This is a genomic window from Emticicia sp. MM, from assembly GCF_001649495.1.
On record NZ_LXHX01000091.1, the window covers coordinates 1 to 25,245 of the forward strand.

General features: G+C 38.0%; 26 protein-coding genes. 10 read left to right on the forward strand and 16 right to left on the reverse strand.

Annotated features, from left to right (window positions below):
- Positions 1 to 151: 151 nt before the first annotated feature.
- Positions 152 to 1,630: a serine hydrolase gene (locus tag A6M55_RS10585; protein ID WP_064197556.1), complete on the forward strand. Its 1,479-nt coding sequence runs from the start codon at positions 152 to 154 to the stop codon at positions 1,628 to 1,630.
- 74 nt (positions 1,631 to 1,704) lie between these two features.
- On the opposite strand, the gene A6M55_RS10590 is transcribed toward A6M55_RS10585, so the two are convergent.
- The 3 genes from A6M55_RS10590 to A6M55_RS10600 form a co-directional block, all read right to left on the reverse strand.
- Positions 1,705 to 2,439 carry a DUF1080 domain-containing protein gene (locus tag A6M55_RS10590; RefSeq protein ID WP_064197557.1) on the reverse strand — a complete coding sequence of 245 codons (735 nt, stop codon included), beginning with the start codon at positions 2,437 to 2,439 and terminating at the stop codon, positions 1,705 to 1,707.
- A gap of 67 nt (positions 2,440 to 2,506) precedes the next feature.
- Positions 2,507 to 3,037, reverse strand: a complete 531-nt coding sequence (locus tag A6M55_RS10595; RefSeq protein WP_064197558.1) for an alpha/beta hydrolase — start codon at positions 3,035 to 3,037, stop codon at positions 2,507 to 2,509.
- A gap of 32 nt (positions 3,038 to 3,069) precedes the next feature.
- The gene (locus A6M55_RS10600) at positions 3,070 to 3,456 is read right to left on the reverse strand and encodes a helix-turn-helix domain-containing protein (RefSeq protein WP_064197559.1); all 387 of its coding nucleotides are present in this window, start codon (positions 3,454 to 3,456) and stop codon (positions 3,070 to 3,072) included.
- Positions 3,457 to 3,558: 102 nt separating this feature from the next.
- Here A6M55_RS10600 and A6M55_RS10605 point away from each other — a divergent pair, with 102 nt between their 5' ends.
- Positions 3,559 to 4,191 (forward strand): NAD(P)H-dependent oxidoreductase, encoded by a 633-nt coding sequence (locus A6M55_RS10605; RefSeq protein WP_064197560.1) that lies wholly within the window; start codon positions 3,559 to 3,561, stop codon positions 4,189 to 4,191.
- Between the two features lie 54 nt (positions 4,192 to 4,245).
- Here A6M55_RS10605 and A6M55_RS10610 read toward each other — a convergent pair whose 3' ends face one another.
- A complete protein-coding gene (locus tag A6M55_RS10610; RefSeq protein WP_064197561.1) occupies positions 4,246 to 4,632 on the reverse strand; it encodes a DoxX family protein in 387 nt (128 codons plus the stop codon).
- Between the two features lie 115 nt (positions 4,633 to 4,747).
- On the opposite strand from A6M55_RS10610, the gene A6M55_RS10615 reads away from it, so the two are divergent.
- Positions 4,748 to 5,092 carry a helix-turn-helix domain-containing protein gene (locus A6M55_RS10615; RefSeq protein WP_064197562.1) on the forward strand — a complete coding sequence of 115 codons (345 nt, stop codon included), beginning with the start codon at positions 4,748 to 4,750 and terminating at the stop codon, positions 5,090 to 5,092.
- A gap of 43 nt (positions 5,093 to 5,135) precedes the next feature.
- Here A6M55_RS10615 and A6M55_RS10620 read toward each other — a convergent pair whose 3' ends face one another.
- From A6M55_RS10620 to A6M55_RS10645, 6 genes are all read right to left on the reverse strand, one after another.
- On the reverse strand, positions 5,136 to 5,891 hold the full coding sequence (locus A6M55_RS10620; protein ID WP_064197563.1) for an SDR family NAD(P)-dependent oxidoreductase: 756 nt from the start codon (positions 5,889 to 5,891) through the stop codon (positions 5,136 to 5,138).
- A 98-nt stretch (positions 5,892 to 5,989) separates the two neighbouring features.
- Positions 5,990 to 6,895: an AraC family transcriptional regulator gene (locus tag A6M55_RS10625; protein WP_064197564.1), complete on the reverse strand. Its 906-nt coding sequence runs from the start codon at positions 6,893 to 6,895 to the stop codon at positions 5,990 to 5,992.
- 69 nt (positions 6,896 to 6,964) lie between these two features.
- Entirely contained in the window at positions 6,965 to 7,447 is a 483-nt protein-coding gene (locus A6M55_RS10630) for a DinB family protein (protein ID WP_064197565.1), read from the reverse strand.
- Between the two features lie 140 nt (positions 7,448 to 7,587).
- Entirely contained in the window at positions 7,588 to 7,881 is a 294-nt protein-coding gene (locus A6M55_RS10635; RefSeq protein ID WP_064197648.1) for a hypothetical protein, read from the reverse strand.
- 242 nt (positions 7,882 to 8,123) lie between these two features.
- Entirely contained in the window at positions 8,124 to 9,137 is a 1,014-nt protein-coding gene (locus A6M55_RS10640; RefSeq protein WP_064197566.1) for a zinc-binding alcohol dehydrogenase family protein, read from the reverse strand.
- A gap of 195 nt (positions 9,138 to 9,332) precedes the next feature.
- Positions 9,333 to 11,018: a GH39 family glycosyl hydrolase gene (locus tag A6M55_RS10645; RefSeq protein ID WP_064197567.1), complete on the reverse strand. Its 1,686-nt coding sequence runs from the start codon at positions 11,016 to 11,018 to the stop codon at positions 9,333 to 9,335.
- A 162-nt stretch (positions 11,019 to 11,180) separates the two neighbouring features.
- On the opposite strand from A6M55_RS10645, the gene A6M55_RS10650 reads away from it, so the two are divergent.
- A complete protein-coding gene (locus A6M55_RS10650) occupies positions 11,181 to 12,104 on the forward strand; it encodes a PHB depolymerase family esterase (protein WP_064197568.1) in 924 nt (307 codons plus the stop codon).
- 65 nt (positions 12,105 to 12,169) lie between these two features.
- On the opposite strand, the gene A6M55_RS10655 is transcribed toward A6M55_RS10650, so the two are convergent.
- Together A6M55_RS10655 and A6M55_RS10660 are read right to left on the reverse strand one after the other, a co-directional pair.
- A complete protein-coding gene (locus tag A6M55_RS10655) occupies positions 12,170 to 13,141 on the reverse strand; it encodes an SRPBCC domain-containing protein (RefSeq protein WP_064197569.1) in 972 nt (323 codons plus the stop codon).
- A gap of 24 nt (positions 13,142 to 13,165) precedes the next feature.
- Complete coding sequence (locus A6M55_RS10660) at positions 13,166 to 13,489, reverse strand: helix-turn-helix transcriptional regulator (RefSeq protein WP_064197570.1); 324 nt, start codon at positions 13,487 to 13,489, stop codon at positions 13,166 to 13,168.
- 159 nt (positions 13,490 to 13,648) lie between these two features.
- On the opposite strand from A6M55_RS10660, the gene A6M55_RS10665 reads away from it, so the two are divergent.
- On the forward strand, positions 13,649 to 14,455 hold the full coding sequence (locus tag A6M55_RS10665; RefSeq protein ID WP_064197571.1) for an alpha/beta fold hydrolase: 807 nt from the start codon (positions 13,649 to 13,651) through the stop codon (positions 14,453 to 14,455).
- 66 nt (positions 14,456 to 14,521) lie between these two features.
- Positions 14,522 to 14,935, forward strand: coding sequence for a DUF6157 family protein (locus tag A6M55_RS10670; RefSeq protein WP_064197572.1), 414 nt, complete (start codon positions 14,522 to 14,524; stop codon positions 14,933 to 14,935).
- Between the two features lie 40 nt (positions 14,936 to 14,975).
- On the opposite strand, the gene A6M55_RS10675 is transcribed toward A6M55_RS10670, so the two are convergent.
- Positions 14,976 to 16,250 carry a DoxX family protein gene (locus A6M55_RS10675; protein ID WP_064197573.1) on the reverse strand — a complete coding sequence of 425 codons (1,275 nt, stop codon included), beginning with the start codon at positions 16,248 to 16,250 and terminating at the stop codon, positions 14,976 to 14,978.
- 379 nt (positions 16,251 to 16,629) lie between these two features.
- On the opposite strand from A6M55_RS10675, the gene A6M55_RS10680 reads away from it, so the two are divergent.
- Positions 16,630 to 17,109: a hypothetical protein gene (locus A6M55_RS10680; RefSeq protein ID WP_064197574.1), complete on the forward strand. Its 480-nt coding sequence runs from the start codon at positions 16,630 to 16,632 to the stop codon at positions 17,107 to 17,109.
- A 71-nt stretch (positions 17,110 to 17,180) separates the two neighbouring features.
- Positions 17,181 to 18,050, forward strand: a complete 870-nt coding sequence (locus A6M55_RS10685; protein WP_064197575.1) for an alpha/beta hydrolase — start codon at positions 17,181 to 17,183, stop codon at positions 18,048 to 18,050.
- A gap of 57 nt (positions 18,051 to 18,107) precedes the next feature.
- Here A6M55_RS10685 and A6M55_RS10690 read toward each other — a convergent pair whose 3' ends face one another.
- Entirely contained in the window at positions 18,108 to 19,028 is a 921-nt protein-coding gene (locus A6M55_RS10690) for an AraC family transcriptional regulator (RefSeq protein ID WP_064197576.1), read from the reverse strand.
- Between the two features lie 344 nt (positions 19,029 to 19,372).
- On the opposite strand from A6M55_RS10690, the gene A6M55_RS10695 reads away from it, so the two are divergent.
- Both A6M55_RS10695 and A6M55_RS10700 read left to right on the forward strand, forming a co-directional pair.
- Positions 19,373 to 20,896 (forward strand): aldehyde dehydrogenase family protein, encoded by a 1,524-nt coding sequence (locus A6M55_RS10695; RefSeq protein ID WP_064197577.1) that lies wholly within the window; start codon positions 19,373 to 19,375, stop codon positions 20,894 to 20,896.
- A gap of 314 nt (positions 20,897 to 21,210) precedes the next feature.
- On the forward strand, positions 21,211 to 21,573 hold the full coding sequence (locus A6M55_RS10700) for a DUF779 domain-containing protein (protein ID WP_064197578.1): 363 nt from the start codon (positions 21,211 to 21,213) through the stop codon (positions 21,571 to 21,573).
- Between the two features lie 64 nt (positions 21,574 to 21,637).
- Here A6M55_RS10700 and A6M55_RS10705 read toward each other — a convergent pair whose 3' ends face one another.
- Together A6M55_RS10705 and A6M55_RS10710 are read right to left on the reverse strand one after the other, a co-directional pair.
- Complete coding sequence (locus tag A6M55_RS10705; RefSeq protein ID WP_156511029.1) at positions 21,638 to 23,026, reverse strand: thioredoxin family protein; 1,389 nt, start codon at positions 23,024 to 23,026, stop codon at positions 21,638 to 21,640.
- A gap of 189 nt (positions 23,027 to 23,215) precedes the next feature.
- On the reverse strand, positions 23,216 to 25,150 hold the full coding sequence (locus A6M55_RS10710; protein ID WP_064197649.1) for a VWA domain-containing protein: 1,935 nt from the start codon (positions 25,148 to 25,150) through the stop codon (positions 23,216 to 23,218).
- Between the last annotated feature and the right edge of the window lie 95 nt (positions 25,151 to 25,245).

The window sequence follows — 25,245 nt, forward strand, 5'->3', positions numbered from 1 at the left end:
AGAATATCTTTTTTCTATCAATCAGCCTTTAATTTACTCAAAAAATGGGGTAATGGTCATTGAACGTAAAGATGGTTCTATTGAAACAATTTGATGAATATTTATATCATAGCTAACCTTCTCCCAACTTCCCCCCTTCATCAACCAACACATGAAAAAACTACTCCTTCTCTTACTTCTTAGCCTAAATCTTTTCGCTCAAAGTACCGAAGATAAAATCAAGGCTTTGATTCCCGAACTTGATGCGAAGTTTCAAGATTTTAAGGTCAAAAGTCATTTATCGAGCGTGGCGTATGCAGTTTTGCTTGATGGCAAAATTATTTATCAGAGCAATAGCGGTATTGTCAATTACAAAACCAATAAAACCGCTGATAATCAGTCGGTTTATCGCATTGCTTCGATGTCGAAAAGTTTTGCTTCGGTGGCTATTTTGCAACTCCGAGATGCAGGAAAACTCAAACTCGACGACCCAGTTTGGAAATATATACCCGAACTAAAAGGTCAAAAATATTCGGCCGATTCACCCGAAATTACTGTGCGTCATTTGCTTTCACACGCAGCAGGTTTTCCCGAAGATAATCCGTGGGGCGACCGCCAACTCGGTATCTCAGAAGCAACCATGTTGAAAATGTTTAAGAAAGGCATCTCCTTCTCAAACGAACCAGGCGTTGCCTACGAATACAGCAATATGGGCTTTGCGATGTTGGGGCAAATCATCAAAAATGTGTCGGGACAAAGTTACCAAAGCTACATTATTGGGAAAGTGTGGAAACCACTCGGCATGACTAATACCTATTGGGACTATACGAAAGTGCCAGACAATCAACTCGTGCGGGGCTACCGTTGGTTGCGTGAACAATACATTGAGCAACCCATCGAACCCGACGGTGCGTACGGAATCATGGGCGGTGTGCTGACTTCCATCGAAGATTTTTCTAAATACATGGCTTTTCATCAAGCGGCTTATGATATAAAAGCGGCCAATTCTACAATTTTGAAGAAAAGTTCTTTGAAAGAAATGCACTTTCCGTGGAATTTCAATAGTCTAAGTAACCGTGGCTATACAGGTGCGGGCGAGCCTTGCACAAATGTTGCGTTTTATGGTTACGGCTTGCGTATCGACAAAAACTGCAACCAAATCACGAGCGTTGGGCATTCGGGCGGACTCCCAGGTTTTGGCTCTGACTGGAAAATCTTGCCCAATTACGGTGTCGGAATCGTCACTTTCACGAACGGAACTTACGGTGGTGCGGCTTTGATGAACAACCAAATTTTGCCATTTATTGTCGAGAAAGCAGGTCTTAAACCTATTGCATTTCCTGTTTCGCCAATTTTGAAACAACGCCAAAATGAACTCATAAAACTACTTCCAGCGTGGGAAAATGCCGAAAAATCGGGCATTTTTGCCGAAAACTTCTTCTTAGACTATTTCCCAGACCTCTTGAAAGCCGAAGCCGAAGGAATTTTTGAGAAAGCAGGAAAAATCATAAAAGTCCACGAAATCGTAGCCGAAAATGCCCTCAGAGGGAAGTTTTTGATGGAAGGAGAAAAAGGAAATGTAGAAGTAAGTTTCACGATGTCGCCCGAAAACCCACCATTGATTCAGGCGTATAGTATTCGGTTGAAGTAGAAAGCAAAAAAATGAAATGTGGCACACTTGTTATCTGCGATAAAGAAAGTGTGCCACATTTCATCTCTATTTTTCTACAACTCCTTCACCTTAATATTTCTAAAAGCAACCCCTTTCGACCATTCTTGCAGGGCAATTCGACCAGAAGTGTTTTTACCGAATAACGGAAAGTATTTAAACCCACTTTTGCTGACCATATTTTTCCAAGTATCGGCAGTTAAATCTTGTTCGGCGGTCAGAACACCATTCAAATAAAACTCAATTTTACCATTGTTTTGTTTGATATTCGATTCGTTCCATTCGCCCAGTGGCTTGAGTTTTGCAGGATTTTGCTGAGGTTTAAAACTATACAAACAAGCCGACCATTTGGTAGAATCTTTCAGATAAGCTGCTCCGATATTCTCGTGTTCGAGTAGCTGATATTCTGGCCCCGAAGCCCAAGCCGTCGGAATTGTATCTTGCTCAATTACATTCACAAAAACGCCACTATTACCCGCTTTTGAGATTTTCCAGTCAAATTTTAAATCGAAATTTTTATAAATTTTATCCGAAACCAAATCTCCATGTTCGATGCCCGTCGTATCAGTATTGCAAGCCAATACCCCGTCTTTTACTGTCCACGATGAAGCCACTTTTCCTTTGTTATATAAATGCCAACCGTCGGTGGTTTTGCCATCAAAGAGCAATTTCCAGCCTTCTTCTGTTTCTTGCTTGGTTAGTTCATTATTTTTTGCCTTATTTTCTGTGCATGAGCATAAAGCTACTGATAGGATGCCTACTGAAAACAAGGCAACGAGTGTTTTTTTCATAAAGATGTCTTTTCGTTAATTTTTGGTTGAATGAGAATATTTTTTCTTCCAAAAATACAAAAAATACTCAAACATCAAAGCTCTTTAGTAACTCCAAACCAGTAGGCCATTCACCATAACCACCCGCTACGTTGATGTGCCCAGCTTCGCCAATATTTAGGTATTCGCTTCCCCACGCATCGGCCAAAAATTTGGCTCGTTCTTCCGACACCCAAACATCATTTGAACTTGCCACTACAATGCTTTTAAAAGGCAGTTTATCTAAAGGAATTGGCGTAAAACCTGTCATCGGGAAAGTATAAACTGGGTTTTCAATATCGCTCGGAGCAACCAATAATGCTCCTTTGATAGCTTTTGGGTAGCGTTTCGCCCACTGAGCCACAGCCGTACAACCCAGACTATGAGCAACCAGTACAACGTTTGAAGGCTCGTAAGCTGAAATTGCTTTTTCGATGTTCTGAATCCAGTCCTCACAGTCGGGTTCGTCCCAACTTTTTTGATTAATTCTAATGAAATTTTCTCCCGAATTTTCAAAGTGTGTTTGCCAATGGTTTTCGTCCGAATTGCCGAGGCCAGGAATGATTAAATAGGTTGTCATAGAAAAAGTTTTTAATTGGCTAACACTCACTTTTAATGAAATAGTTCTGCCATTTCTACTTCTTCTTGGTGCATGATTCGTCGTCGGTGTTTCATGCCCCAATCGGCAATTACGCTCGTTACCTCTTTCAAGGTTCTGCCATATTCGGTTATAGCATATTCAACGGTTATGGGCTGCGTATCCATCACGGTGCGGGTAATCAACTGATTCATTTCGAGGTCTTTTAGTTCTTTACTCAAAATCTTGCCCGAAATTCCATTAATTTCTTTTAAAATTTCACTAAAACGCATACTATGAAAGCATAAACAGGCAATGATCGAGATTTTCCACTTTCCGCCAATAATATCCATTACATCATGAATGGCTCTTACTGAGTTTTTACATTGAATTGATTTCTCGGATGTAAGTTGGTTTCCCATAGGTAATTAAGTTGCTTAAAATTCACTATTACTTTTTGACACAAAGTTACTAAAAGTAACTAATCATTCATAGTTTTGCAATCAAATATTAAATCAAAGAAAATGAGCTTAGTAGAAAGTTTAGAATGGCGATACGCCACCAAGAAAATGAATGGCAATGTGGTGCCACAAGAAAAATTAGATTATATACTGGAAGCAGCAAGACTTGCTCCATCGTCGTCGGGTTTGCAGCCTTATGAGGTTTTTGTGATTAGAGATAAAGAAATGCTTGAAAAAATCAAACCATTTGCCTTTAATCAAAGTCAAATTACCGATGGTTCGCATTTATTGGTTTGGGCAGCTTGGGATGGTTATTCGTTAGAACGTATTGAAAAGGCTTTTCATGCAATCCTGACAGAAAGAGGCTTGCCACTAACACAAATGGATGATTATAAAAATATGCTTTGGGGAATGTATGAGCCACTCGGAAAAGAATGGCACGCTACGCACGCAGCTAAGCAAGCTTATATTTCGTTTTCGATGGCTATTGCTGCCGCAGCAGAGCAAAAAGTTGATGCTACGCCGATGGAAGGTTTTGTACCTGCTGAACTGGATAAATTGCTTGGATTAAGCGAAAAAGGCTTAAAAAGTGTAGTGATTTTACCTTTAGGCTACCGTGATGCCGCCAACGACTGGAACGCAAACTTGAAGAAAGTGCGTAAGCCTAAGAACGAATTTGTAACTGAATTGAATTAATTACTGTGAAAAACGAATAGGACACTCACGATAATTGTGGTGTCCTATCTTTTTTTAGTGAGTTCTTCCCCAAGCCACAAATCCTGCCATAAATCCAAAAACGATATTTACCCCAATTTGTGGTGCTTCGCTCCTCAAAATATGAAAAATAGTGGCACAAAGCATAAGTACTACAATTGCTAAGGCAGTTATGACCGTGACTTTCGGCCTAATGCGGAGTATGGTTGGTAAGATAATGCCTATTCCGCCAAGTAAATCGACAATACCCGTAAACTTCACTAAAACTGCATGATTTGCCACCCAAGGCCACATCTGAGCCAATTTTTCGGTGGGTTGCAATAATTTCATTCCCGATGCCCATAGCATAGTGATGGCGATCAAAGACTGTACGCCCCAAAGTATGAGATTGAGTGTTTTTGAGTTCTTTTGTGTTTTTTCCATTCTTTATTTTTGTTTTTATAATGGCACAAAAGTATTTATCTTTACTACCCGAATGATAGCACTTTCCAATTGGATAGCACTATCCAACTGGAAAGTAACACAAAAATAACTGTCTATGCTTGGGAATGGAACTTGTCCGAAATCGGCTCTTTCGATAAAAGATGCCCTCGAAGCTCTCGAAGGACGCTGGAAATTGTTGATTTTATTTGCTTTATCTTCAGGAACAAAGCGTTTTAAGCAACTTTCAAAAGAAGTAAGCGGAATTACGGATAAGGTTTTATCAAAGGAATTGAAAAACTTAGAAGCCAATCAATTAATCAAGCGAGAAGTACACGACACCTTCCCACCTACGGTTGAATATTCGATTACCGAACACGGAATGTCGCTCGAAAAAGTAATGGATGAATTACACTTTTGGGGGCTACAACACCGTGATAAAATTATACGGGAAGAAGAATAAGAGGCACAAGCATCAAATATCTGTGTCTCTTAAATACCTCATTTTACAAACTCATTCCACCCGAAACTTCAATTCGTTGTCCGTTTATCCATTTGGCATCTTCCGTACACAAAAAAGCCACCACGCCACCAATATCATCGGCATTTCCTACTCTGCCCAGTGCTGTAATGCCCGATAAATAGCCTTTCATTTGTGGGTTATTTCTGATGGCTGCATCGTTAAAATCAGTCTCTATTGGGCCAGGTGCTACCACATTCGAGCGAATCCCTCGACTTCCATATTCTTTAGCAACCACTTTTGTGAAGGTTTCAATAGCTGATTTCAATGATGAATAGATAGAATAACCAGGAATTGTCATGCGAGTTGTACCTGATGATATAAAAATTACTCCGCCTCCATCATTCATCATCAACAATGATTTTTGGGTCAAGAAATAAACACCTTTGAAATGAATATTTACAAAATTATCGAAGATTTCTTCGGTCATATTGGCAATCGGAATAGTGCCGCCAATACCCGCATTATTGATTAAAAAATCGAAAGTAGAAGTTTGCCATTTGCTTTCTAAAACCGCTGAAACTTGCCTCAAGAATACATCAAAAGATTTAATATCACCCACATCGAGCTTTAGAGCAACTGCTTTTTGGCCGCTGTCTTCAATGGCTTTCACTACCTCTTCAGCATCTGTTTGGTTGCTGTTATAGGTTAAAATAACATCAATGTTTTTTTTGGCAAGCGAAAGAGCCATGTCTTTCCCAAGTCCACGGCTTCCGCCTGTTACGAGTGCAATTTTGTTCATGTTTTTTGTTTTATTTGATGTTGCAAAGTTGTAGGTAAATGTTGACTATGTGTTTGCAAAAACGAAAGCATTATTTGCAAAATTCAAACATTGAAAAATCAAACTCTAAACTGGGCAGGCGAAAGTGAGGTCTGACGTTTGAAGAAATTAGAAAAATGAGCCACTTCTTCAAAGCCCAACGAATAGGCAATTTCGGAGATATTCCAGTCGGTTTGTTTTAATAATATTTTTGCTTCCTGCGTAATTCTTCCACCGATGATTTCAGTTGTAGTTTTACCAGTATTTTCTTTCAAAACTTTGTTCAAATGATTGACATGCACCGAAAGGCGGTCGGCGTAATCTTTGGCAGCTCGGAGATTGAGTTTTTGTTGTGGAGATTCAATCGGAAATTGTCTTTCAAGCAATTCCAAAAACAATGAAGAAACCCTCGAAGCCGCATTATGCGTTGAATATATGGCCGTTGCGGGTTGAAGTTTTTGTCCGTAATGAATCAATTCTAAGACATAATTTCGGAGTAAATCATACTTATAAGCATAGTCAGAGGCTATTTCTCGGTGCATTTTCTTGAAAATAGCCAATAGTTCTTCTACATTTTCGTCAGAAAGTTGAAAAACAGGATAGCCATCTGGTCGGAAAATTGGAAGTTCGTCGATATTGACTCCACTTTTACTTTTTATCAGAAATTCGGGCGTAAAAACACAAAAGAAACCTTTTTGATTGGTGTCTTGTGGAACATAATGATACGGAATCTGAGGCGTTGCAAAAAGCAAAGCATTTTGTTCAATATCAATCACTTTATCGGCATATTCGGCTCTATTTTTACCTATAATCAGACTAATTTTATAATAAGCCCTCCTATTATAAAGCATTACGTTTTTTTCACGTAGCCCTCTAATAAAATCATCTATTTCAAAAACATTGAAATGCCCGATTTCTTTCCGAAACCCCTCTGGAATCGGAACATTGATTTCCTTATAAAACTCTTCGACTGTAATGCTGCTCATATATTTTGTTGTAAAAATCAAATATAAAGGCTATTAAAGCAAATACAAATTACAAGTAAACTTTTCTACTCAATTCGTACGAAAGACCCATTCAGGAGCATCGTCAATAACTTGTCTTAGATGTAAATTTAGCTGTGCTACGTGGTGCTGTACGTGGCGTAAATTGTATAAAAGTATTTCGTGAATGGAATAATTCATCGAACCAGAAGAATTTATCCAGCGAAATTCTAATTGCTGTTCGCTCAAATTTTCGATTAAGTCTTTACATTTTTCTCTACAAAACTGCAAATATTCGAGTAATTCGGGTTTTGTATAAACTCTTTCAGGCATTCGGTCTTCAAATTCTGACTCAGTAAAAGGTTTTGGTGTAGAAAAAGTTGGAGGTTCGGTAGAAAGATAATAATCAAGAAAAAATAAGACATGAAAAGACTGATACCAAAATTTTCGTTCGGTGTCCCAATGGTCGTTTGGGCAGAGTAAAATCGAGTCTTCGAGCATATCAATACTCGCTCCCATTTGATTCCAAAGGCTTTGTTTGATGATGTTTAGCATACCAATAGTTTTCGGCTAAGTTAGCCGAACATATTCGGTTAAGCACTCAAGAGCCAAAAGTATTTTCAGACTATTAACATAAATAAAAAACCTACTTCAGCTGAATCGAAGCAGGTTTTGTATGATTTCAATTCAAAAAATCAACTTCCAGCAAATGGAGTTCCGAAGATTCCGACTGCCAATTCAGCCCAAACTAAAAATAATACTATCAATATTCCTAAAATTACCCAAACTCTTGTTCCTACTTTATTAATTTTTCGCATAGCCAATTCAATTAATCCGCCAGTACCAAATAACAAAACACCCGCTACTATAAAATCGGAGAAAGTCCAATTTACTTCATTCGTAAACTGCATTGCTACTAATGGTACTAAAAGTAAAAGCCCTGCGGCTGATAAGATAATCGTTAATCGATTGCTGTTTTGAGCTGTCATAATTTTATGTTTTAAATTAATGAAAAGTACTTTGTGTTTCAAAGTAAATAATTTAAAAACAAATTTCCAAGAAAAAATACAAGATTTTAGAATCAATTCATAAAATTACCTGAGTGGTATATGCTTTCAATGAAACCGATGAGAGATAGGATTGCTTTTTTTAATAGACAGCAGATTTATTAGGGTAGAAAACAATTCTTTTCATACCCTAATAATTTGGTAAAACATTTTTCTGTAAAGTTTTAGAACTGAATAACTAACTTTCCGATAGTTGTGCCAGATTCTAACTGCGTATGAGCTTTTTTGAGATTATCAGCCGAAAGCCCTATGAGTGTTTGCTTGAGTATTGAAACCAACTCTCCGCTATCAAGCATATCAGCTACTTTATTTAGAATATGGTGCTGCTCAATCATATCTTCGGTTTGGAAAGTTGAGCGGGTGTACATAAATTCCCAAGAAAAACTCACACTTTTGGTTTTCAATTTATTTAAAACCACAGGTGCAGCACTACCAGTGATAGAAGCGATATGTCCTTGTGGTTTGATGAGGTCGGCCATGCTATCCCAATAAGCGTTGGTATCTACGAAATCAACAATAAAATCAACGTATTGAAAACCCGCATTACGCACTTCATTGACTAAATCTCGGTGGTTAACTACCAAATCTGCACCCAATTGCTTACACCATTGAATAGTTTCGGGTCTTGAGGCCGTTGCGATAACTTTCAAACCTAAAAGTTTTTTGGCTAATTGAATCGCTATCGAACCAACACCTCCTGCACCACCAATGATTAAAAGTGTTTTGCCTTTATCTTTTTCAGCGCTGAGTCTCATTCTATCAAAGAATATTTCCCAAGCTGTTAGAGCTGTTAATGGAATTGCAGCCGCATCGGCAATACTCAAAGTTTTAGGCTTTTTGCCTACAATTCTTTCATCAATTGCTTGATATTCAGCATTTGAGCCTGATTTTGTAATATCTCCTGCATAATAAACTTCATCACCTACTTTGAAGAGCGAAACGCTTTCTCCTACGGCTTCTACTACTCCAACGGCATCCCAACCAATGATTTTTGGGTTTTCTAAAACAGTATCTTTTGCAGAGTTTTGTCTGATTTTAAAATCAACTGGATTGACTGAAATTGCACTAATTTTTACTAATAATTCATGCCCAACTGGAATTGGCTTGGCTGTTTCAAAATCAATGAAACTATTTTCTTCTGAGATTGGTAATGAGGTTTTAAATCCTACGGCTTTCATTTTTTATATGGTTTATGATTTTTGTGGTAGCCAGCTATGACTACTACAACAGTTTTAACAACGTCTTTTTACAATTCTTTGTTCACCTACTTCTAAAGGACTTTTTACCTTACAAAATCATTGAAGATAAGTTATTTTTATACCCTAAATCTTAACTTCCCGCTCGTAAACATCATATATTTCGATATACACTAATCACCAATCAAACTTCAACAATGAAACTCCCTGACGAGGTAATTTTAAATTCAGTTTTAAATTACCATTATCGGTTTTTATATATGTGGGTGAAGTCAGCAATGTCAATTGTCCTGCTTTTTCTAAGGTGTTGATTTGCTCGGCCGTTGGATTTTCGGGTGAACCCATTTTCTTCCAAACTTCATACGAATTGCTATTTTCGTTGTCGATTCGGTAATGCTTAAAATTAACTTGTTGGGCAGGAAAACCTTTTAAATCAACTTCAATGGTGGCATCTTCAGCTTTTACGTCATCATCATGATAATGCCAAACCATTACGGCCGCCGAGCGTTGGTCTTTGCTGGCGAGGGCATCAATATCGGCTTTTTTGCGTACACTCGAATCTCGCACCATCGAAAAAGTATAATTCTGATTGCCTTTTACCTCTACCCTATTGCCCGACATCATTCCGTACATTCTGAAAACGTTTAGCACTGGTTTATTAATGCCATTGGTAGCCAAATCTCGGAAACCATAAAAATACGGTTGGTTCTCAAACTCAAATGACCAGCTTACTGCTCCTAACAAATTGGCTTTGAAATAATCGGCCAAAGCATATTTTCGGGCAAACGAGGCGGCGGTATAGCTTGAATACATCGTGCCATTTCGATACGCATTTGATGGATTTGTTTTCATGCCACAAGCCGCACAACCTTCGGGGTCAGACTCGCCAATGATGATTGGTAGTTTCTTGAATTTCGGATAAGATGTAACTATTCTGAAACCTTCCGAAATATCTCTGAGTTGCGTACCGACATTCATCTGTACGTGTCCTTCAACGATTTTAGGCGAACCTTTTGCGTGAAAAGTGATAAAATCAAGTGGAGAACCAACTTTTCCTGTGACGTAGTTTGTTCCTGATTGGCAGTGAGTTAGAAAAGTTTTCAAGAAATCAGCCGCTTTGTTCCAACTTGGACCAGTGGTTTCTGGGCCTCCTATTCTGATTGTTGGCAAAGCACGTTTAGCGGCATCGGCGGTGTAGTCGTATAGTTTGCAATATTCTTCTACCGTTCCGCTCCAATAACCAATGTTTGGTTCGTTCCAAAGTTCCCAGTACCAACTTTCTACTTCGGTTTTTCCGTATCTTTCAACCGAGTGTTTTACCCACGCATAGACCAAATCTGCCCATTTTTTATAATCTTTAGGAGGGTATGTCCACCCCTTAAAGATTTCGGTATAATTCATTCCTGGTTTCCAATTATGCTCATAAGGTTGTGGTTTGGTAGAAAGAGCTTCGGGCATAAAACTAAATTGAGCCATTGGTTTAATACCTCTTTGCTGGTAAGTATCAAAAATTTTATCGACAACAGTCCAATCATAAATTGGTTTTCCGTTGGCATCTTCGGTATAAACATTCGTCGAACCCCACTTCATTGTAAGGGTGTCATGCCCTGAGGTAAGCATATTGTGGGCTCTAAAATAAACAGGTACTGGACTCAGTTGGCTCAATTCGGTCAATAGTTTTTTGCCGTCTTTCATGTACGCATAGTTAGGTTCATCAGCCCCAAACCACGCCCACATCGTTGACATCTCGCCAACTTTTTTGTTTAAATCTATCTGTATAATTGTTTTTTCGGGTGCAGAAGTTTGTGCAAAACCAAGCGTACACAAGGCCATCAATGCAATAAGCAAGTGTGATTTTTTCATTAGAAATGTAAGGTTGAATAGAGTTTCAACAAAGATAATCAGAAATCATTTCTTTGTTTACGAAGGTTCACTAATAAAAAGTCGAGTATTGAATTAATCAAATTATTAAACCTTTTACGGCCGAAAAGGTCTAATTTCGTAACACATTCCCAAAGAAAATCTATGAAAAAAATCCTCCTCTCAATTGTTTGCTTCTCGTTTACAGTTTTTAGTTGCGAACGACTCAAGGAAAAAATCGCACTCATCAAAGAATTTCGAGTCAATGGTACAATGACCGTTGATGGGCTGAGCCGCACTTATCTGCTCAACCTTCCACCCAATTATAATGAAGCAACTGATTTTGCATTAGTAATTGGCCTACATGGCGGAGCTGGCAGTGCCACTCAAATGGAGAAAAACTATTTTTTGACCGAAAAGGCTAATAAAGAGAACTTTGCCATAGTTTATGCCGAAGGCGTGCAAAGTGACGGAATACTAAGAGCCAGAACTTGGAATGCAGGCACTTGCTGCGATTATGCCGTAGAAAAAAACATTGATGATGTAAAATTTATCAGTCTAATGATTGATGAACTTTTGAAGAATTATCCGAAACTTAATCGTAAGAAAGTTTACGTAACAGGCATGTCGAACGGAGCGATGATGTCTTATCGTTTGGCTTGCGAATTATCGAATAAAATCGCTGCTATTGCCCCAGTAGCTGGCTCGATGGTCACTACTCAACCGTGTGTTTCGTCAAGACCAGTTCCAGTTTTGCATATTCATTCTATTTTAGACACAAAAGTACCTTATAATGGTGGTAGAAGCACTTTTGGCTTCACAATTCCACCAGTTGAGCAGGGAATTAATGCTTGGTTGAAAAATAATTCTTGTAATACTACGGCCAAAACAGTTCAAAATTTCGAGAAATACAGCATTACAAAGTGGGCAAACTGCACCAATAGTTCGGTAGAAATTTATTTGACTAAAGACGGTGGACATTCGTGGCCAAGTGGCGAAAAAGCAAGAGCAGATGCAGATGAAATTTCGACAGCCATCAATGCCAATGATCTAATTTGGGATTTTTTCAAGAAATATCAATTACCTTGATATTTTATTAGAAAAAAGAAAAACCTGCAAAAATCGCTTGCAGGTTTTTCTCGTAAAGTATTTTATCACTCCGAAAAATGCAACATCCAATTAATGCCGTATTTGTCGGTGATACTTCCATAATAAGCTCCAAAAAACATGTCTTCGAGTGGCATCGTGATATTTCCTCCTTCAGAAAGAGCATCAAATAATCGCTTGGTTTCTTCTCTCGATTCTGGTTCAAGATTGATGTGCATATTATCGCCACGTTTGAGAAAAAAGCCCATGCTTTCGGGTGCGTCGGTTGCCATCAGAATATGTCCGCCTAAAATCGGTAATTCAATGTGCAAAATCATTTTTTTTACTTCGTCCGAAAGCGGTGGTTGCCCTTCCGTTGCTGGAATATCGCCAAAACGCTGGAATTTCCCACCATTAAATTCAGTTCCGAAAACAGATTTATAAAACATAAAGGCTTCTTCGGTATTTCCTGCAAAATTCAGGTATGTGCTTGTGCGTGCCTTCTTGGTAGTTTTTAATTCTTTTCTGATTGTTAATGCCGCATTTACGTAGCGTTCGAGTTGGTCGAAAGTAGCATTGAAACCTTCGGTAACATTTGGCTGCATTTCGATAAAAGTACTGGTTTCCAAGTCGCTCGGATTTACAGGATACCCCTTCAAAATAAGCGTAGTTTGCCCATTTAGCTCGCTCAAAGTCACTCGATTAAAAATCTCCAAAGGCCAGTTAGGGGCAAATGGGGCTTTGGTTAAATTGCCATTTTCATCCGAAAAAGCATTCGTAAACTCAATCAAATCGGGTTCTACAATATTTCCATAAACAAACTTTCCCCAAAGTGTTTGTTCGGCCGAATATTCCATTTTATAATGAAATATTCCTTGCGGGCGAAAGTCAAAACTTACGACCGTCATTTTGGCGATGCTTGGTCCCCACCATTCGCCCATTGCTTCGGGCGTGGCAAATGCCTGAAAAACCAATGATTTTGGAGCATTGAATTTTCGGATAATCGTTAAGGTAGCTTTTTCATTTTTCTGTGTTTCCATATTTCATCAATTAATTTTTTTGTCCTACTTTTTTTGTTGAATTTTCTCCAGATATTTCTCCAAAGCATCAAATTTCTCTTCCCAATATTTACTGTATTGCTCCACCCAAGTGGCTACTTCGCTGAGTTTTTCAAACTTGGCTTCGCAGATTCTTTCTCGGCCTTGCTTTCTGATTACAATTAATTCGCATTCTTCCAAAATCTTTACGTGCAATGAAACCGCCTGTCGGCTCATGCTGAAATTATCGGCTAAAGCATTGACATTGAGCGGTTTATCAACCAACATATCAATAATTTGTCGCCTTGTGGGGTCGGCTATTGCTTGAAAAACATCTCTTCTGGCTTCCATAATATGCAAGTATTTGATTGCAAATATATACGCAAGTATTTACTTGCACAAATGTTTTTTTGATTTTATTTTTGAGAAAGATTAGAAGGCTTGAAAGAATGATTGAAGTCTTACAATAAAACCTTATCTTGCTTGCTCTTTTCAACCTCAATCAAAATTATGAAACGCTTAAAAAAACTTAGTAGCTTTGGTGTGATTCTCGTACTGCTTTTTTCTTCTTCTGGATTTGCACAAAGTTTCAAATACTACGAAGCTCCCGATAAAATCAGAATTGCTTATACCGATACAGGTTCGGGGAAAGCTATCGTTTTGCTACACGGATTTATCAATACTGGGGCAAATTGGCGAAAAACAGCTTTATTCAAGGATTTAGTTAAAAATGGGTATCGGGTAATCGTACCCGATTTGCGTGGAAACGGGCGTTCGGATAAACCTCATGAAGATAAATTTTACGCAAACGACATCGAAACTGCTGATGTGGCAGGCATCATTTCAGACCTAAAAATCAAGACTTATGCAGTTGTGGGTTATTCTCGTGGGGCGATTGTGGCAGCCAAATTGCTGACAAAAGATAAGCGTATTTCACAGGTAGTTTTGGGCGGAATGGGACAACATTTTACGAACTCTAATTGGGATAGAAGGCTGATGTTTGCTGAAGCCTTTAGCGGAAAAGCTCACCTCCACCCAATTGCCCAAGGTGCGGTAAAATACGCCAAATCTATCAATGCCGATACTTTGGCTTTGGGTTTTCTGCAAAAATACCAGCCAGTAACTTCACCTGCTGAACTGATGAAATTCAAAAAACCAGTATTGATTATTGCAGGAAATGAAGATAAAGATAACGGCGATCCAGAAGTTTTGCAGACTTATTTTAAAAATGCTACGCTGAAAATTGTGAAGGGAAATCATAATGGTTCTTACAATACCGAAGAATTTTCGGAGGGAGTTCGAGCATTTTTGAACTAAAAATATCTTCTACTGACATAGGGTTGTCAGTGAGTTTGTTTTTCTTTGTAGAAAATCAATTATAAGATGAAAGTACATACGACCAACTACGAAACGGCCTTCATTGCCGTGGCCGACGATTGCCCCGCCAGCATGGGTGAAGTGCCGCCAATGAAAGGTGACAAGAAATCAATCGCCAATATTCAGTTTGAGATTTTGAAGAAAAACCCATACAAGTACACCTCCGATGATGTATTGTTTCAGGTTTTTGCCGAAAAAAATGAGTTGACCGAAGCTGAATTAGCGGATGCTCGTGCGGCTTATTTTTCTAAGGGACAAGCGTGTTTTAGGGCTTCGCCCCTCACGAAGCGATATGGTTGGGGCGTTCACCACAACGAAGATGGCAAAATTGCTATTTTTGGCTGCGAAAGTCCTGAATATGAGCAATTTATAAATGATAATTCGATAAAAGTTTATAAGGCAATGCGGTCGAGTAGATAGACAAAACGCCTACCAAAAACAAATTTGGTAGGCGTTTTGTCTATTTATTAAATGGCACTTCATTTACCCAATGAAAACCTCGTGTGGTAAGCAAAAAGTGTCTGGGATTCATTTTCTTCATTGCTACTCGTATAGAATCGTTTTTAATTTTTCCTTTCAAAAATAAAGTTTCTGAATCTGGCTGTGTATAGGTAAAAGCATACTGAGTCGTGTCGGTTATGGAAGCAGCGTAGTCGTTCATTCGGATAATATGCTTCGTAGAATCAAGTGTAAAATTGACTCGTTTACGCAGACCATCTTCATTGGTTACATAAATCATATCATATGCCCCTCGACGGTCGATAAATACCTCTTGTAAACGTAAAGTATCAGTTTCTGAAACAACATTATTGCGTTCAAACTTTTCTACTTTATAAGGCCCATAAATAGCCGATTTTGGTGCAGAAATAGGTGCAGCAGCTTGCCAATTACTGTAAAATTGAGCAATAAAAGTAGTGCCTATAAAAAGTAGTTTTAGCACGACTCTACCAATATTAAACCATTTTTTATCTGCAAAAACTTTTATTTCTTGAGCAGCTTGTGTTGGCTCATTCAATACAAAAAATTGCCAAAGCCGTCTGGCATCAGCCGAAAGCAAATAGATACCTATGAGCATCAACCAAAACGAAAAAATCTTGACGGGTACATCAAAAAATAAATTCATCATGAATACATTGAGCATCACACCCGCACTCAGCAATGCACCGAGTGTAGTGGTTCGACGAAAAATTAGTAATAAACCCGCTACAACTTCCATCAGTCCACCAAAAAGCTGATACCCCTTTGAGTAAGCCATGAATGTCCATAAAAGCCCCATCGGACTCATTTCGCCGAGGCGTTCATAGAGGCGATAAGTGGTAATTGTGCCAAATTGTAATGGAAAAACTTTTACCAAACCATACGAAAGCATGGTTGCAGCCAGATAATAACGTAGATAGATTCTGAGCCAATAAGCCAATTTTTCGTGATTTGCTCGGTTGCGGGCAGCTATCAGCCAAACCATGCTTCCGAGCGATGCAATGATGAGAATAGCAAGTTGTTGGAGCCAATTAAAAGTAGTATCGCCGCTACCATTTGGGCGAACAGTTATTTCGTTTACCCCTAAAAAAATATTTCCTAATAGATTGATGATTGGAGTCCACAATTTTTCAATTAGATTATAAATTAAGTCTCCGATGAAATCTAAGGGAAATGGGAAGATATTTAGACCAAAGTATAAAAAGCAAAAATAAAAAATCAGTTTGTGAACAACTGACCATTTAGCCGTATTTGCCATAGAATTATAAGGTTTAGTGTAAAAGTGTTCAATCAGAAAACGTCGAAAATATAAGCATTTTCTGCGTTTTTTCATTGATTATACATTCAAACCTCTAAAAAAAGAAAAAGCTGCACTCAAATGTTGCAGCTATTTACCATTTACTAACCTAAACACTATTTATAAACCTATTGGCTTCTTGTCCTACAAAAGAAGCAATGCCTTTTTTTCTCTAATCATCTTTAATGACAAAAATTTCATTCCACATTTTTTTTAGCCAAATCCTCTACAAATCGTAGAAAAAAATCCACAAAATTCATCACTACAAACCCCAATTATCAGTTTTTACGATTTGGTACAGTGTTTTAAATTAGATCTATACACTTAAACCAACTTTCAAATGAATAAGATAATAGTAAGTACTTTTCTAATTATTATTTCGCTAACAACTGCCCAAGCTCAATATAAATTGGGGATCGGAGCAAGACTTAACTATGGTTACGGCCTTAGTGTAAAGTATAAAATGAATAACAAGGAAGCCGTTGAAGGTATTTTGTATTCAAGATGGCAGGGCGTAAATCTAACAGGGCTTTATGAAATCCACAAAGCGGCGTTTCAAACACCGAACTGGCGTTGGTACTATGGCGTTGGTGGACACGTAGGGTTCTGGCGAGATGGTGGTCGATACGGCAATCCGTGGTTTGATAATAACGATAATCACACGGTTATTGGTGCAGATGGAATTTTAGGACTTGAATATACTTTCCGAGAAATTCCGCTCAATTTAAGTCTGGACTGGAAACCTGCCATTAATCTTATTGGCTATCAAGGAGTTTGGCTCGATGACGTAGCCGTAACGGCTCGTATCGCCATTAAGTAAGCCTCCACGTTTTCAACCGTTGATCATCCATAAATTTATATTTATTAAATGATTCTTAAATTTTATTAACCATGAAAAACTATTTTATAATCGGTTTAATACTCTTGCTCAGTTCTTGCGATAGGGTTGATGTTGTACCACTTTTCAATAAAAACTATTCAATTCAAGGTGAAGAAGAAATTGATATTGAGTATGAGGTCAGAAAAAATGAAAAATACGGTGATAACGAACTCCAAAATTACGATATTTATTTACCAAAAAATCAGCCCGATAAAGTACCAGTAGTTGTATTGCTCCACGGCGGTGGCTGGAGCGAGGGTGACAAAGGATTTATCAATCCAATTGTAGAAACACTCCGCCAAAAACGCACTAAATGTGCCATTGTTAATACCAATTATAGGCTTACATTTCAACAAGGAATTACCTACCGTGAACAATTGGCCGATATTGATTCCTTGCTCAAAAAGTTACAAAAAGACGCTAAATCACTGAATATTGCACCTAAATTTTTCCTTTTAGGCATTAGTGCAGGCGGGCATTTGGCGATGCTATATTCTTATACTTCTGATGATAAGAATCTGGTAGAAGTAGTAGGTGGAATAGCCAGCCCTGCTGACTTGACTTCTGAACAAATCAGACAAGGAAGAATGAATAGTGATATTATAAAGCTCGTCGGAAAACCATTCAGCAATGAAACAATTGGTGAATATCGCTCGGCAAGTCCATTATTTCAGATAAAAAAGACCTCACCAGCTACAATTTTATTTTATGGTGGAAGTGATACGATTGTGCCACCTGAGCAAGGCGAAAAAATGCAGAAAAAATTAGAAGAATTAGGCGATAAACACAAATATTATTTTTATCCAGAATTGTATCACGAATGGGGCAAACTTCCCGAAACGCTTGATATCATGCTTGAGTTTGCTGATAAGCATCTCTAAAAATATTATCACTACACATCCACGACTAAATGCCTGGGGAGAGACATCTCCCCTTTTTTATTTAACTTTTATCACGCTCGCTTTTTCCTTAAACTCAGTCGGTGAAAGGTTTTTCTTTTTCTTGAAGATTCGGCAGAAATACGAAAAACTATTGAAACCACTTGCCATATAGGCTTCTTTTACGCTCACTTTAGGGTTTCTGAGCATACTTTCGGCTACTTTTAGGCGTTCTTCAATGATAAAATCATTGGGCGATGAACCAAGTTCGTGCTTGAAAGTTCTATAAAAATTGGACTCGCTCATGTAAGCCTTTTCGCTCAACAATTCTACTGATAAGTCTTCCGTGATATTATCTTGTATATACTTGATAATGAACGAAATACGATCATTATTTGAGTCGTGTTGGGCTTTTTTCAGATAAATACTTTTCGACTCGGTTTGTAATATTCTGATAATCAATTCTTGAATCAGTAAATCGGCAAAAATATCTTTTGAAGGGTGTTTTTCGGTAAAAATAAAGATAAGGCGTTGGAGAATCTGATTAATGGCTACCTCATTCGTGAAATGATAGTTGTAGTCGGTCATGCTCCATTCTTTGCCGTTTTGTTTAGTACCTCGATTATTCAATAATTCTACTGTTTCACGCAATTTCCCTTCCGAAAAAGCCAAAGCCAAACATTGCGTTGGATTGTGTTCGGTAGCTTCGGGAAAATCAATACACATCAGCTCATTTGAAGGTAAAATTACTGATTCGCCTGGCAAAAACCCAAACGAATGCGTGTTTTCTAAGTGCATCACTTTCTTACCTTTTATCATACTTGCCAAAACAGGTTCACTGAATCGAAGTAAAACCTGCGATGCCTGTTGGTGTGTCTCGAAAATATTCAATTCGGCATTATTTAGCGTATGAATGGTTCGGTTTTCGACCAAACTTACCAGCTTACGGCTTTCGTAATGAGATGTATTTAGATTAATCATGTTATCCGTTTTTTACTGATGATACATGTATTCAAAAAGTCTGATACCTAACGGCATCATATTAATTGTGGTGTTTTACTTTCTACCAATATTAAATCCTTACGGGATGCATTTTCTCTGGTATTATTTACGCTAAACAAACCTAACCAATATTATTATTTCCACAAAAAATATAACTATATAAATTAACTAATCGACCATAAAATGATAGGATTGTACAACTGAATACAGAATAGTGCTATCAGTTGACTGAAAAGTGGTACATGACGGCAGAAAAATGACATTAAATATCATTATTGTAAGATTTATTTGCACTATAATTTTCACCTTTAATACTATAAACAATGTCAGCAGTAACAACACAAAAAAGTAATTTGGTAGAAAAACCAAGCTTTAAGACTCATTATGATAATTTTATCGGTGGTAAATGGGTTGCTCCCGTGAAAAGCGAATACTTTGAGGTAACATCGCCCGTTGATGGCAAAGTGTTTACGCAAGTAGCTCGCTCGACCGAAGAAGATATAAATTTGGCATTAGATGCCGCTTGGGCGGCTGCTCCAAGTTGGGGTTCATCATCGGCTACTACTCGTAGCAATGTTTTATTGAAAGTTGCTGATCGCCTTGAGCAAAACCTTAGCCTTTTGGCTCGTGTTGAAACTTGGGATAACGGCAAGGCAATTCGTGAAACAATGGCGGCCGATTTACCTTTGGCAATCGACCACTTCCGTTATTTTGCGGGTGTGATTCGTGCCGAAGAAGGTTCTGCCTCTGAGCTAAACGCCAATACACTTTCTTTGATTATTCACGAACCACTGGGCGTAGTTGGACAAATTATTCCGTGGAATTTTCCGATTTTGATGGCTGCTTGGAAAATTGCACCAGCTTTGGCGGCAGGTAACTGTATAGTCTTGAAACCAGCCGAACAAACACCAGTTGGAATTTTGGTTTTGGCCGAATTGATTCAAGATTTATTACCAAATGGCGTGCTAAATATTGTCAATGGTTTTGGTATTGAAGCTGGTAAGCCATTGGCATCGAGTCCTCGTATCAATAAAATTGCATTTACTGGCGAAACCACTACTGGTCAACTAATTATGCAATATGCTTCTAAAAATATTATTCCTGTAACGTTGGAATTAGGTGGAAAATCACCAAATATTTTCTTCAAAAGCATCATGGAAGCTGATGATGAATTTTTCGATAAAGCACTTGAGGGTGCTACAATGTTTGCCCTTAATCAAGGAGAAGTTTGTACTTGTCCATCAAGAATTTTGGTGGAAGAATCGATCTATGATGCCTTTATTGAGCGTGTAGTTGAGCGTGTAAATGCCATCAAACTCGGCCACCCGCTCGACCCAGAAACAATGATGGGGGCTCAAGCATCAAACGACCAATACGAGAAAATCTTGAACTACATCGAAATCGGAAAAGAAGAAGGTGCTGAGGTTTTAACAGGTGGGGCAGCCGCTTACAACGAAGGTTTAGAAGGTGGCTATTACATCAAACCAACGATTTTCAAGGGAAATAATAAAATGAGAATTTTCCAAGAAGAAATCTTCGGGCCAGTGGTTTGTGTGACCACTTTCAAAGATGAAGCAGAAGCCATTGCGATTGCCAACGATACACTTTATGGCTTGGGTGCGGGAGTTTGGACACGTGATATGCACCAAGCATATACAGTAGCAAGAGCCGTACAAGCGGGTAGAGTTTGGGTAAATTGCTACCACGATTACCCAGCACACGCTCCGTTTGGTGGCTACAAAAAATCGGGTATTGGTCGTGAAAACCACAAAATGATGTTGGGTCACTACCGTCAGACGAAAAATATGTTGATTTCGTACGACAAAAACAAACTCGGATTTTTCTGATAAGTAATAGACACGAGATATTAGACAAAAGATATGAGAACGGTTCGCCGTTGCGATAAATTATTGATAATCAATAATTTATATTGAGTAAAATTGTCGATTATTTCAAGTTAATTAAGTACTGGGACAAAACAACCCAACAAGTTAATAAGATGTAAGTATTTGATAATAAGGCATTTATCTCGAATCTTTTGTCTCGTGTCTTTTGTCTAAGTACTTACTTAATACATAGGTCTAAGGCTAAAATAATAGTAGAGAGAGTCAGATTTGGCTCTCTCATACTTTTTATATTCAAATCTAAATTTAGGAAAAATATGACTATCGAACGAGTGGCTGTAACGCCAGAAGCGGCCGAAATTATTGATAAATTGAGAGACAGAAACGGCCCATTGTTCTTTCACCAAAGTGGTGGATGTTGTGATGGTTCATCGCCGATGTGTTTTCAGGTTGGAGAATTGATGCTCAACGAAAACGATGTAAAACTCGGCACAATTCACGGCTGTGATTTTTATATGTCGAGAGACCAATTTGAGTATTGGAAACACACGCACCTAACGCTCGATGTAGTGAAAGGGCGAGGTGCAAGTTTTTCGCTCGAAATACCGTTGGGCGTACGATTTGTGATAAAATCAAGGCTTTTCAGTGAAGAGGAATCAGAGGCTTTGGGGGAAATTTAGAAAATCACTCCGAAAATTGTAAGTTTTCGGAGTGATTTTTAATATTCTGTATACTTACATCTTATCACAATTCCATGTATTTCTCAATATATTTTTGCCAATCTACTCCTAACGGAATAACAATGAATTTCTTATTTGGAGTAATTAGCATTTTGCTCGGATAGCCACTGACTTGAAAGTCCTTCTCAATCTTATCATCTGATAAAAGCACTGGGAATGTATATTTTTTTTCATTCATGTACTTCAAAACCTTAGCTTCTGTATCGCCGCAAGCAATAGTAATTAACGAAAGTTTATCGGCATTCTTAACGACTGTTGAATCATAAAACTTTTGTATTTCGGGGTGTTCGGCAATACATGGCCCGCACCAAGTTCCCCAAAAATCGAGAAGTATCCACTTTTTACTCATTTCTTTTTTCAATGAAAGCTGAGTATTTAAAAACTTCGATAGCGATACTTTTGGTATAGCTTTGCCAGAGTTTTCTATCTGTTCTAACCAAAAACCTTCAAACGTCTCATTAGAAGTATTGGTTTTGAGATAAAACTGTTTCAGTCTTTCTTTATTAATTGGCTCTTTGAGTGCAATGGCAGTTAAACTACTCAAAGCCTCTGACTGATTTGGTAACTCATTCACCAAAAAATTTAAATAATCTTCCTCAAATGTTTTTTTACTATTTAATAGTTGTGCATCAGTCATATACGCCATTTTATTACCAATATCTAACACATCAGGACTAAACTCTGAAGCATTTCTTAGTAATAGTTTCTTTTCATTGATGTCTTTTATCTCACTGGCTTTGTCATAATTCAGATAAGCATATAAATACCTTAAATTGGCTCTTTTGAATTCAATACTTCTCGTATTAGCACTTTCCTGCGGAATCTGATTTTCTCGTAAGTGCGTTTCAAGAATTAGAAATAACCTTGCAGATAAGTCATTCAATTCGGGATATTTCTTTATAATTTGATAAGTTCCTATACCGTAACGCCCAATAAAGTTTGCGTAATAATCCGTAGTTTTGGTGGCTAATTCTATAAAAGTCGAAGCAACACTTTTCAAAGTATCTACACTATTGCTCTCGGCTACTTTCGCCCATAAAATCAAGGGCATTGACTCGGCAATTTGCTCTTTTTCCAACCTATTTAAGACTTCTTTGAGAAATATCTTCTTCTTACTCTCTTCGCTTGTTTCATTCTTCCGAACAGAAAGGAATTGATTTATCATCGCATTTTTTACCAAACAGTCCAATAACCCATTTTGAGCCAATTCAGAGTTGGCTAATAATTTCTTGTGGTAAAACACTACCGAATCTACATTAGAACTCTGTGTCAGAAAATTATAATAAGTACTGTATAACTGACTTGGCCTTTGCACTGATTGTGAATTTGCTGTGTATATTTTTCCGAAACAGAAAAACAAAAGAAGGATAGTTGTGATGCGAGAGAAATTCACGGTCTTGATAAAATTGTATAGAGTTAAGAAAAGCTAAATTTAGCTAATTAAGGGGGTAAATAAAACTTTTAAGCAACATTTTATACCTCTTTCAAACTAAAAAGGAGTTATGTAAGTTTGTTTATCTGACCACTAATGACAAATATCAAAGTTCTTACACAACTCTCTTCTCTTTCTGTTAGATTTTCTTTAATCCTTATTACTTGCCACCACTGTTTTATCAAGCATTTTGGCGGTTTTTACTAACTTGATAAATTCGGCACGGTAGCCTTCGTCGTCTGAGCCTTTGGCGTTTTTGGCTAAATCAATTACTTGCTCATAATTGGCCATTCCTTTAAACTCTGATTGGCGTAAAATCAATCCAAACTCGGCCACAGCAACGGCAAATCTAAAGTTTTCAGAGGTCTTATCGAATGATTTTTGCTGGTCAGTTATTACTTTTTCCATCAATCTACTTTTGTTTTCATCGGGCGATTTATAACGTAATTTTACCGTAAGCACTTCATTGGATTTAGCAGCGACAGAAAGGCCGTTTTCGGTTTGGTATTTTAGTTGGTCGATATTTTTCAAGTACGCACTTTCTATGCCCACAGGCACGATTTCGTATAAAGCGGTAACCGTATGCCCCGAACCCATTTCGCCTGCATCTTTTTTATCATCATTGAAGTCTTCATTATGCAACATTCGGTTTTCGTAACCTATTAAGCGATATGCTTTTACGAATGCTGGATTAAACTCCAATTGCAGTTTCACATCTTTGGCCACCGTAAACATCGTTCCGCCAAATTCGTGTACAAAAACCTTTTGAGCTTCTTGCAGATTATCAATATAGGCATAGTTTCCGTTGCCTTTATCGGCCAAAGTTTCCATTTTATTATCCTTATAATTGCCCATTCCGAATCCTAAAATACTCAAAAACACACCACTATTGCGTTTTTCTTCAATCAGAGCTTTCAATTCTGCCTCACTCGAAACTCCTACATTAAAATCACCATCACTTGCTAAAATCACTCGGTTATTTCCGCCTTTTATCAAATTTTCAGCGGCAATTTTATAAGCCAATTTTATACCTTCACCACCTGCGGTCGAGCCTCCCGCTTGCAAGTTTTCGAGAGCATTTTTGATTTTGTTTTTATCAGAAGTCGGCGAAAGCACCAAACCCGCCGCACCCGCATAGACCACGATTGAAACTTTATCTTGCAAACGTAATTGGTCGGTCAATAAATAAAGTGCTTGCTTGACTAAGGGGAGTCTTTCAGGCGTAGCCATCGAACCAGATACATCAATCAAGAAAACGAGATTTGATGCAGGAAGATTTTCAGTCGAAATCTTTTGGGCTTGAATACCAATTTTTAATAATTTTAAACCTTTATTCCACGGCGAATCAGATAATTCTGAATTTATTGTAACAGGCTCATTAGTAGTTGGTTGCGGATAATCATAATCAAAATAATTAACCATTTCTTCGATACGAATAGCATCTTTTGCTGGCATCATACCAGCATTCAACATCCGACGCACATTGCTATACCCTGCCCTATCGACATCAATCGAAAAAGTGGTGAGTGGATTGCTTTTCGTTTCTTGAAAAATATTTTCGACCAACGAGTTATACTCTTCGGTATTAAAATCTTCTTTGGGTTTATCAGCCGAATAACGCTTTTTTCGCTCACGGTACGTGCCACTTTGTTGGACTTGCACACCTGCAACTCGCCCTTGTAGCATTGCTGAGGGTATAATTTTATTTTTTGACAACACAGAAACTGCACCAGTAACTTCTCGGCGTTGTTGGGTTGAATATCCCACCACCACAACTTCTTGTAAAGCCTGTGTATCGTCTTCAAGTTTCACCGTAATTATACTATCTTGTCCGACTTTAATTTCTTGAGATTTGTACCCGATATAACTAAAAATCAGTTTTTCACTACCTGCTGGCATCGTTAGCTGAAAATCGCCATTTACATCGGTTTGTGTACCGATACTCGTGCCTTTTACGGCCACCATCACACCTGATAAGGCGGAGCCATCGCTGGCGGAAAGTACTTTACCTTTGATTGTTCGCTGAGTGGTAAATGCAAAAATGCCAAACACCAACGCAATAAGTACCCAAATTTTCGTTTTCATAATTGTATAAGTTTTGATTTTATACCATTGATGCACGACTCCAATTTTTTCCATAAATATTTTTGAGTTTTTTTAGCAAAAAATTGCAGAGTGTC

Excerpts from the sequence above, each read along its gene's own strand:
- A6M55_RS10585 (WP_064197556.1), top strand. The coding sequence starts at position 152 with ATGAAAAAACTACTCCTTCTCTTACTTCTTAGCCTAAATCTTTTCGCT.
- A6M55_RS10590 (WP_064197557.1), bottom strand. The coding sequence starts at position 2,439 with ATGAAAAAAACACTCGTTGCCTTGTTTTCAGTAGGCATCCTATCAGTA.
- A6M55_RS10595 (WP_064197558.1), bottom strand. The coding sequence starts at position 3,037 with ATGACAACCTATTTAATCATTCCTGGCCTCGGCAATTCGGACGAAAAC.
- A6M55_RS10600 (WP_064197559.1), bottom strand. The coding sequence starts at position 3,456 with ATGGGAAACCAACTTACATCCGAGAAATCAATTCAATGTAAAAACTCA.
- A6M55_RS10605 (WP_064197560.1), top strand. The coding sequence starts at position 3,559 with ATGAGCTTAGTAGAAAGTTTAGAATGGCGATACGCCACCAAGAAAATG.
- A6M55_RS10610 (WP_064197561.1), bottom strand. The coding sequence starts at position 4,632 with ATGGAAAAAACACAAAAGAACTCAAAAACACTCAATCTCATACTTTGG.
- A6M55_RS10615 (WP_064197562.1), top strand. The coding sequence starts at position 4,748 with ATGCTTGGGAATGGAACTTGTCCGAAATCGGCTCTTTCGATAAAAGAT.
- A6M55_RS10620 (WP_064197563.1), bottom strand. The coding sequence starts at position 5,891 with ATGAACAAAATTGCACTCGTAACAGGCGGAAGCCGTGGACTTGGGAAA.
- A6M55_RS10625 (WP_064197564.1), bottom strand. The coding sequence starts at position 6,895 with ATGAGCAGCATTACAGTCGAAGAGTTTTATAAGGAAATCAATGTTCCG.
- A6M55_RS10630 (WP_064197565.1), bottom strand. The coding sequence starts at position 7,447 with ATGCTAAACATCATCAAACAAAGCCTTTGGAATCAAATGGGAGCGAGT.
- A6M55_RS10635 (WP_064197648.1), bottom strand. The coding sequence starts at position 7,881 with ATGACAGCTCAAAACAGCAATCGATTAACGATTATCTTATCAGCCGCA.
- A6M55_RS10640 (WP_064197566.1), bottom strand. The coding sequence starts at position 9,137 with ATGAAAGCCGTAGGATTTAAAACCTCATTACCAATCTCAGAAGAAAAT.
- A6M55_RS10645 (WP_064197567.1), bottom strand. The coding sequence starts at position 11,018 with ATGAAAAAATCACACTTGCTTATTGCATTGATGGCCTTGTGTACGCTT.
- A6M55_RS10650 (WP_064197568.1), top strand. The coding sequence starts at position 11,181 with ATGAAAAAAATCCTCCTCTCAATTGTTTGCTTCTCGTTTACAGTTTTT.
- A6M55_RS10655 (WP_064197569.1), bottom strand. The coding sequence starts at position 13,141 with ATGGAAACACAGAAAAATGAAAAAGCTACCTTAACGATTATCCGAAAA.
- A6M55_RS10660 (WP_064197570.1), bottom strand. The coding sequence starts at position 13,489 with ATGGAAGCCAGAAGAGATGTTTTTCAAGCAATAGCCGACCCCACAAGG.
- A6M55_RS10665 (WP_064197571.1), top strand. The coding sequence starts at position 13,649 with ATGAAACGCTTAAAAAAACTTAGTAGCTTTGGTGTGATTCTCGTACTG.
- A6M55_RS10670 (WP_064197572.1), top strand. The coding sequence starts at position 14,522 with ATGAAAGTACATACGACCAACTACGAAACGGCCTTCATTGCCGTGGCC.
- A6M55_RS10675 (WP_064197573.1), bottom strand. The coding sequence starts at position 16,250 with ATGGCAAATACGGCTAAATGGTCAGTTGTTCACAAACTGATTTTTTAT.
- A6M55_RS10680 (WP_064197574.1), top strand. The coding sequence starts at position 16,630 with ATGAATAAGATAATAGTAAGTACTTTTCTAATTATTATTTCGCTAACA.
- A6M55_RS10685 (WP_064197575.1), top strand. The coding sequence starts at position 17,181 with ATGAAAAACTATTTTATAATCGGTTTAATACTCTTGCTCAGTTCTTGC.
- A6M55_RS10690 (WP_064197576.1), bottom strand. The coding sequence starts at position 19,028 with ATGATTAATCTAAATACATCTCATTACGAAAGCCGTAAGCTGGTAAGT.
- A6M55_RS10695 (WP_064197577.1), top strand. The coding sequence starts at position 19,373 with ATGTCAGCAGTAACAACACAAAAAAGTAATTTGGTAGAAAAACCAAGC.
- A6M55_RS10700 (WP_064197578.1), top strand. The coding sequence starts at position 21,211 with ATGACTATCGAACGAGTGGCTGTAACGCCAGAAGCGGCCGAAATTATT.
- A6M55_RS10710 (WP_064197649.1), bottom strand. The coding sequence starts at position 25,150 with ATGAAAACGAAAATTTGGGTACTTATTGCGTTGGTGTTTGGCATTTTT.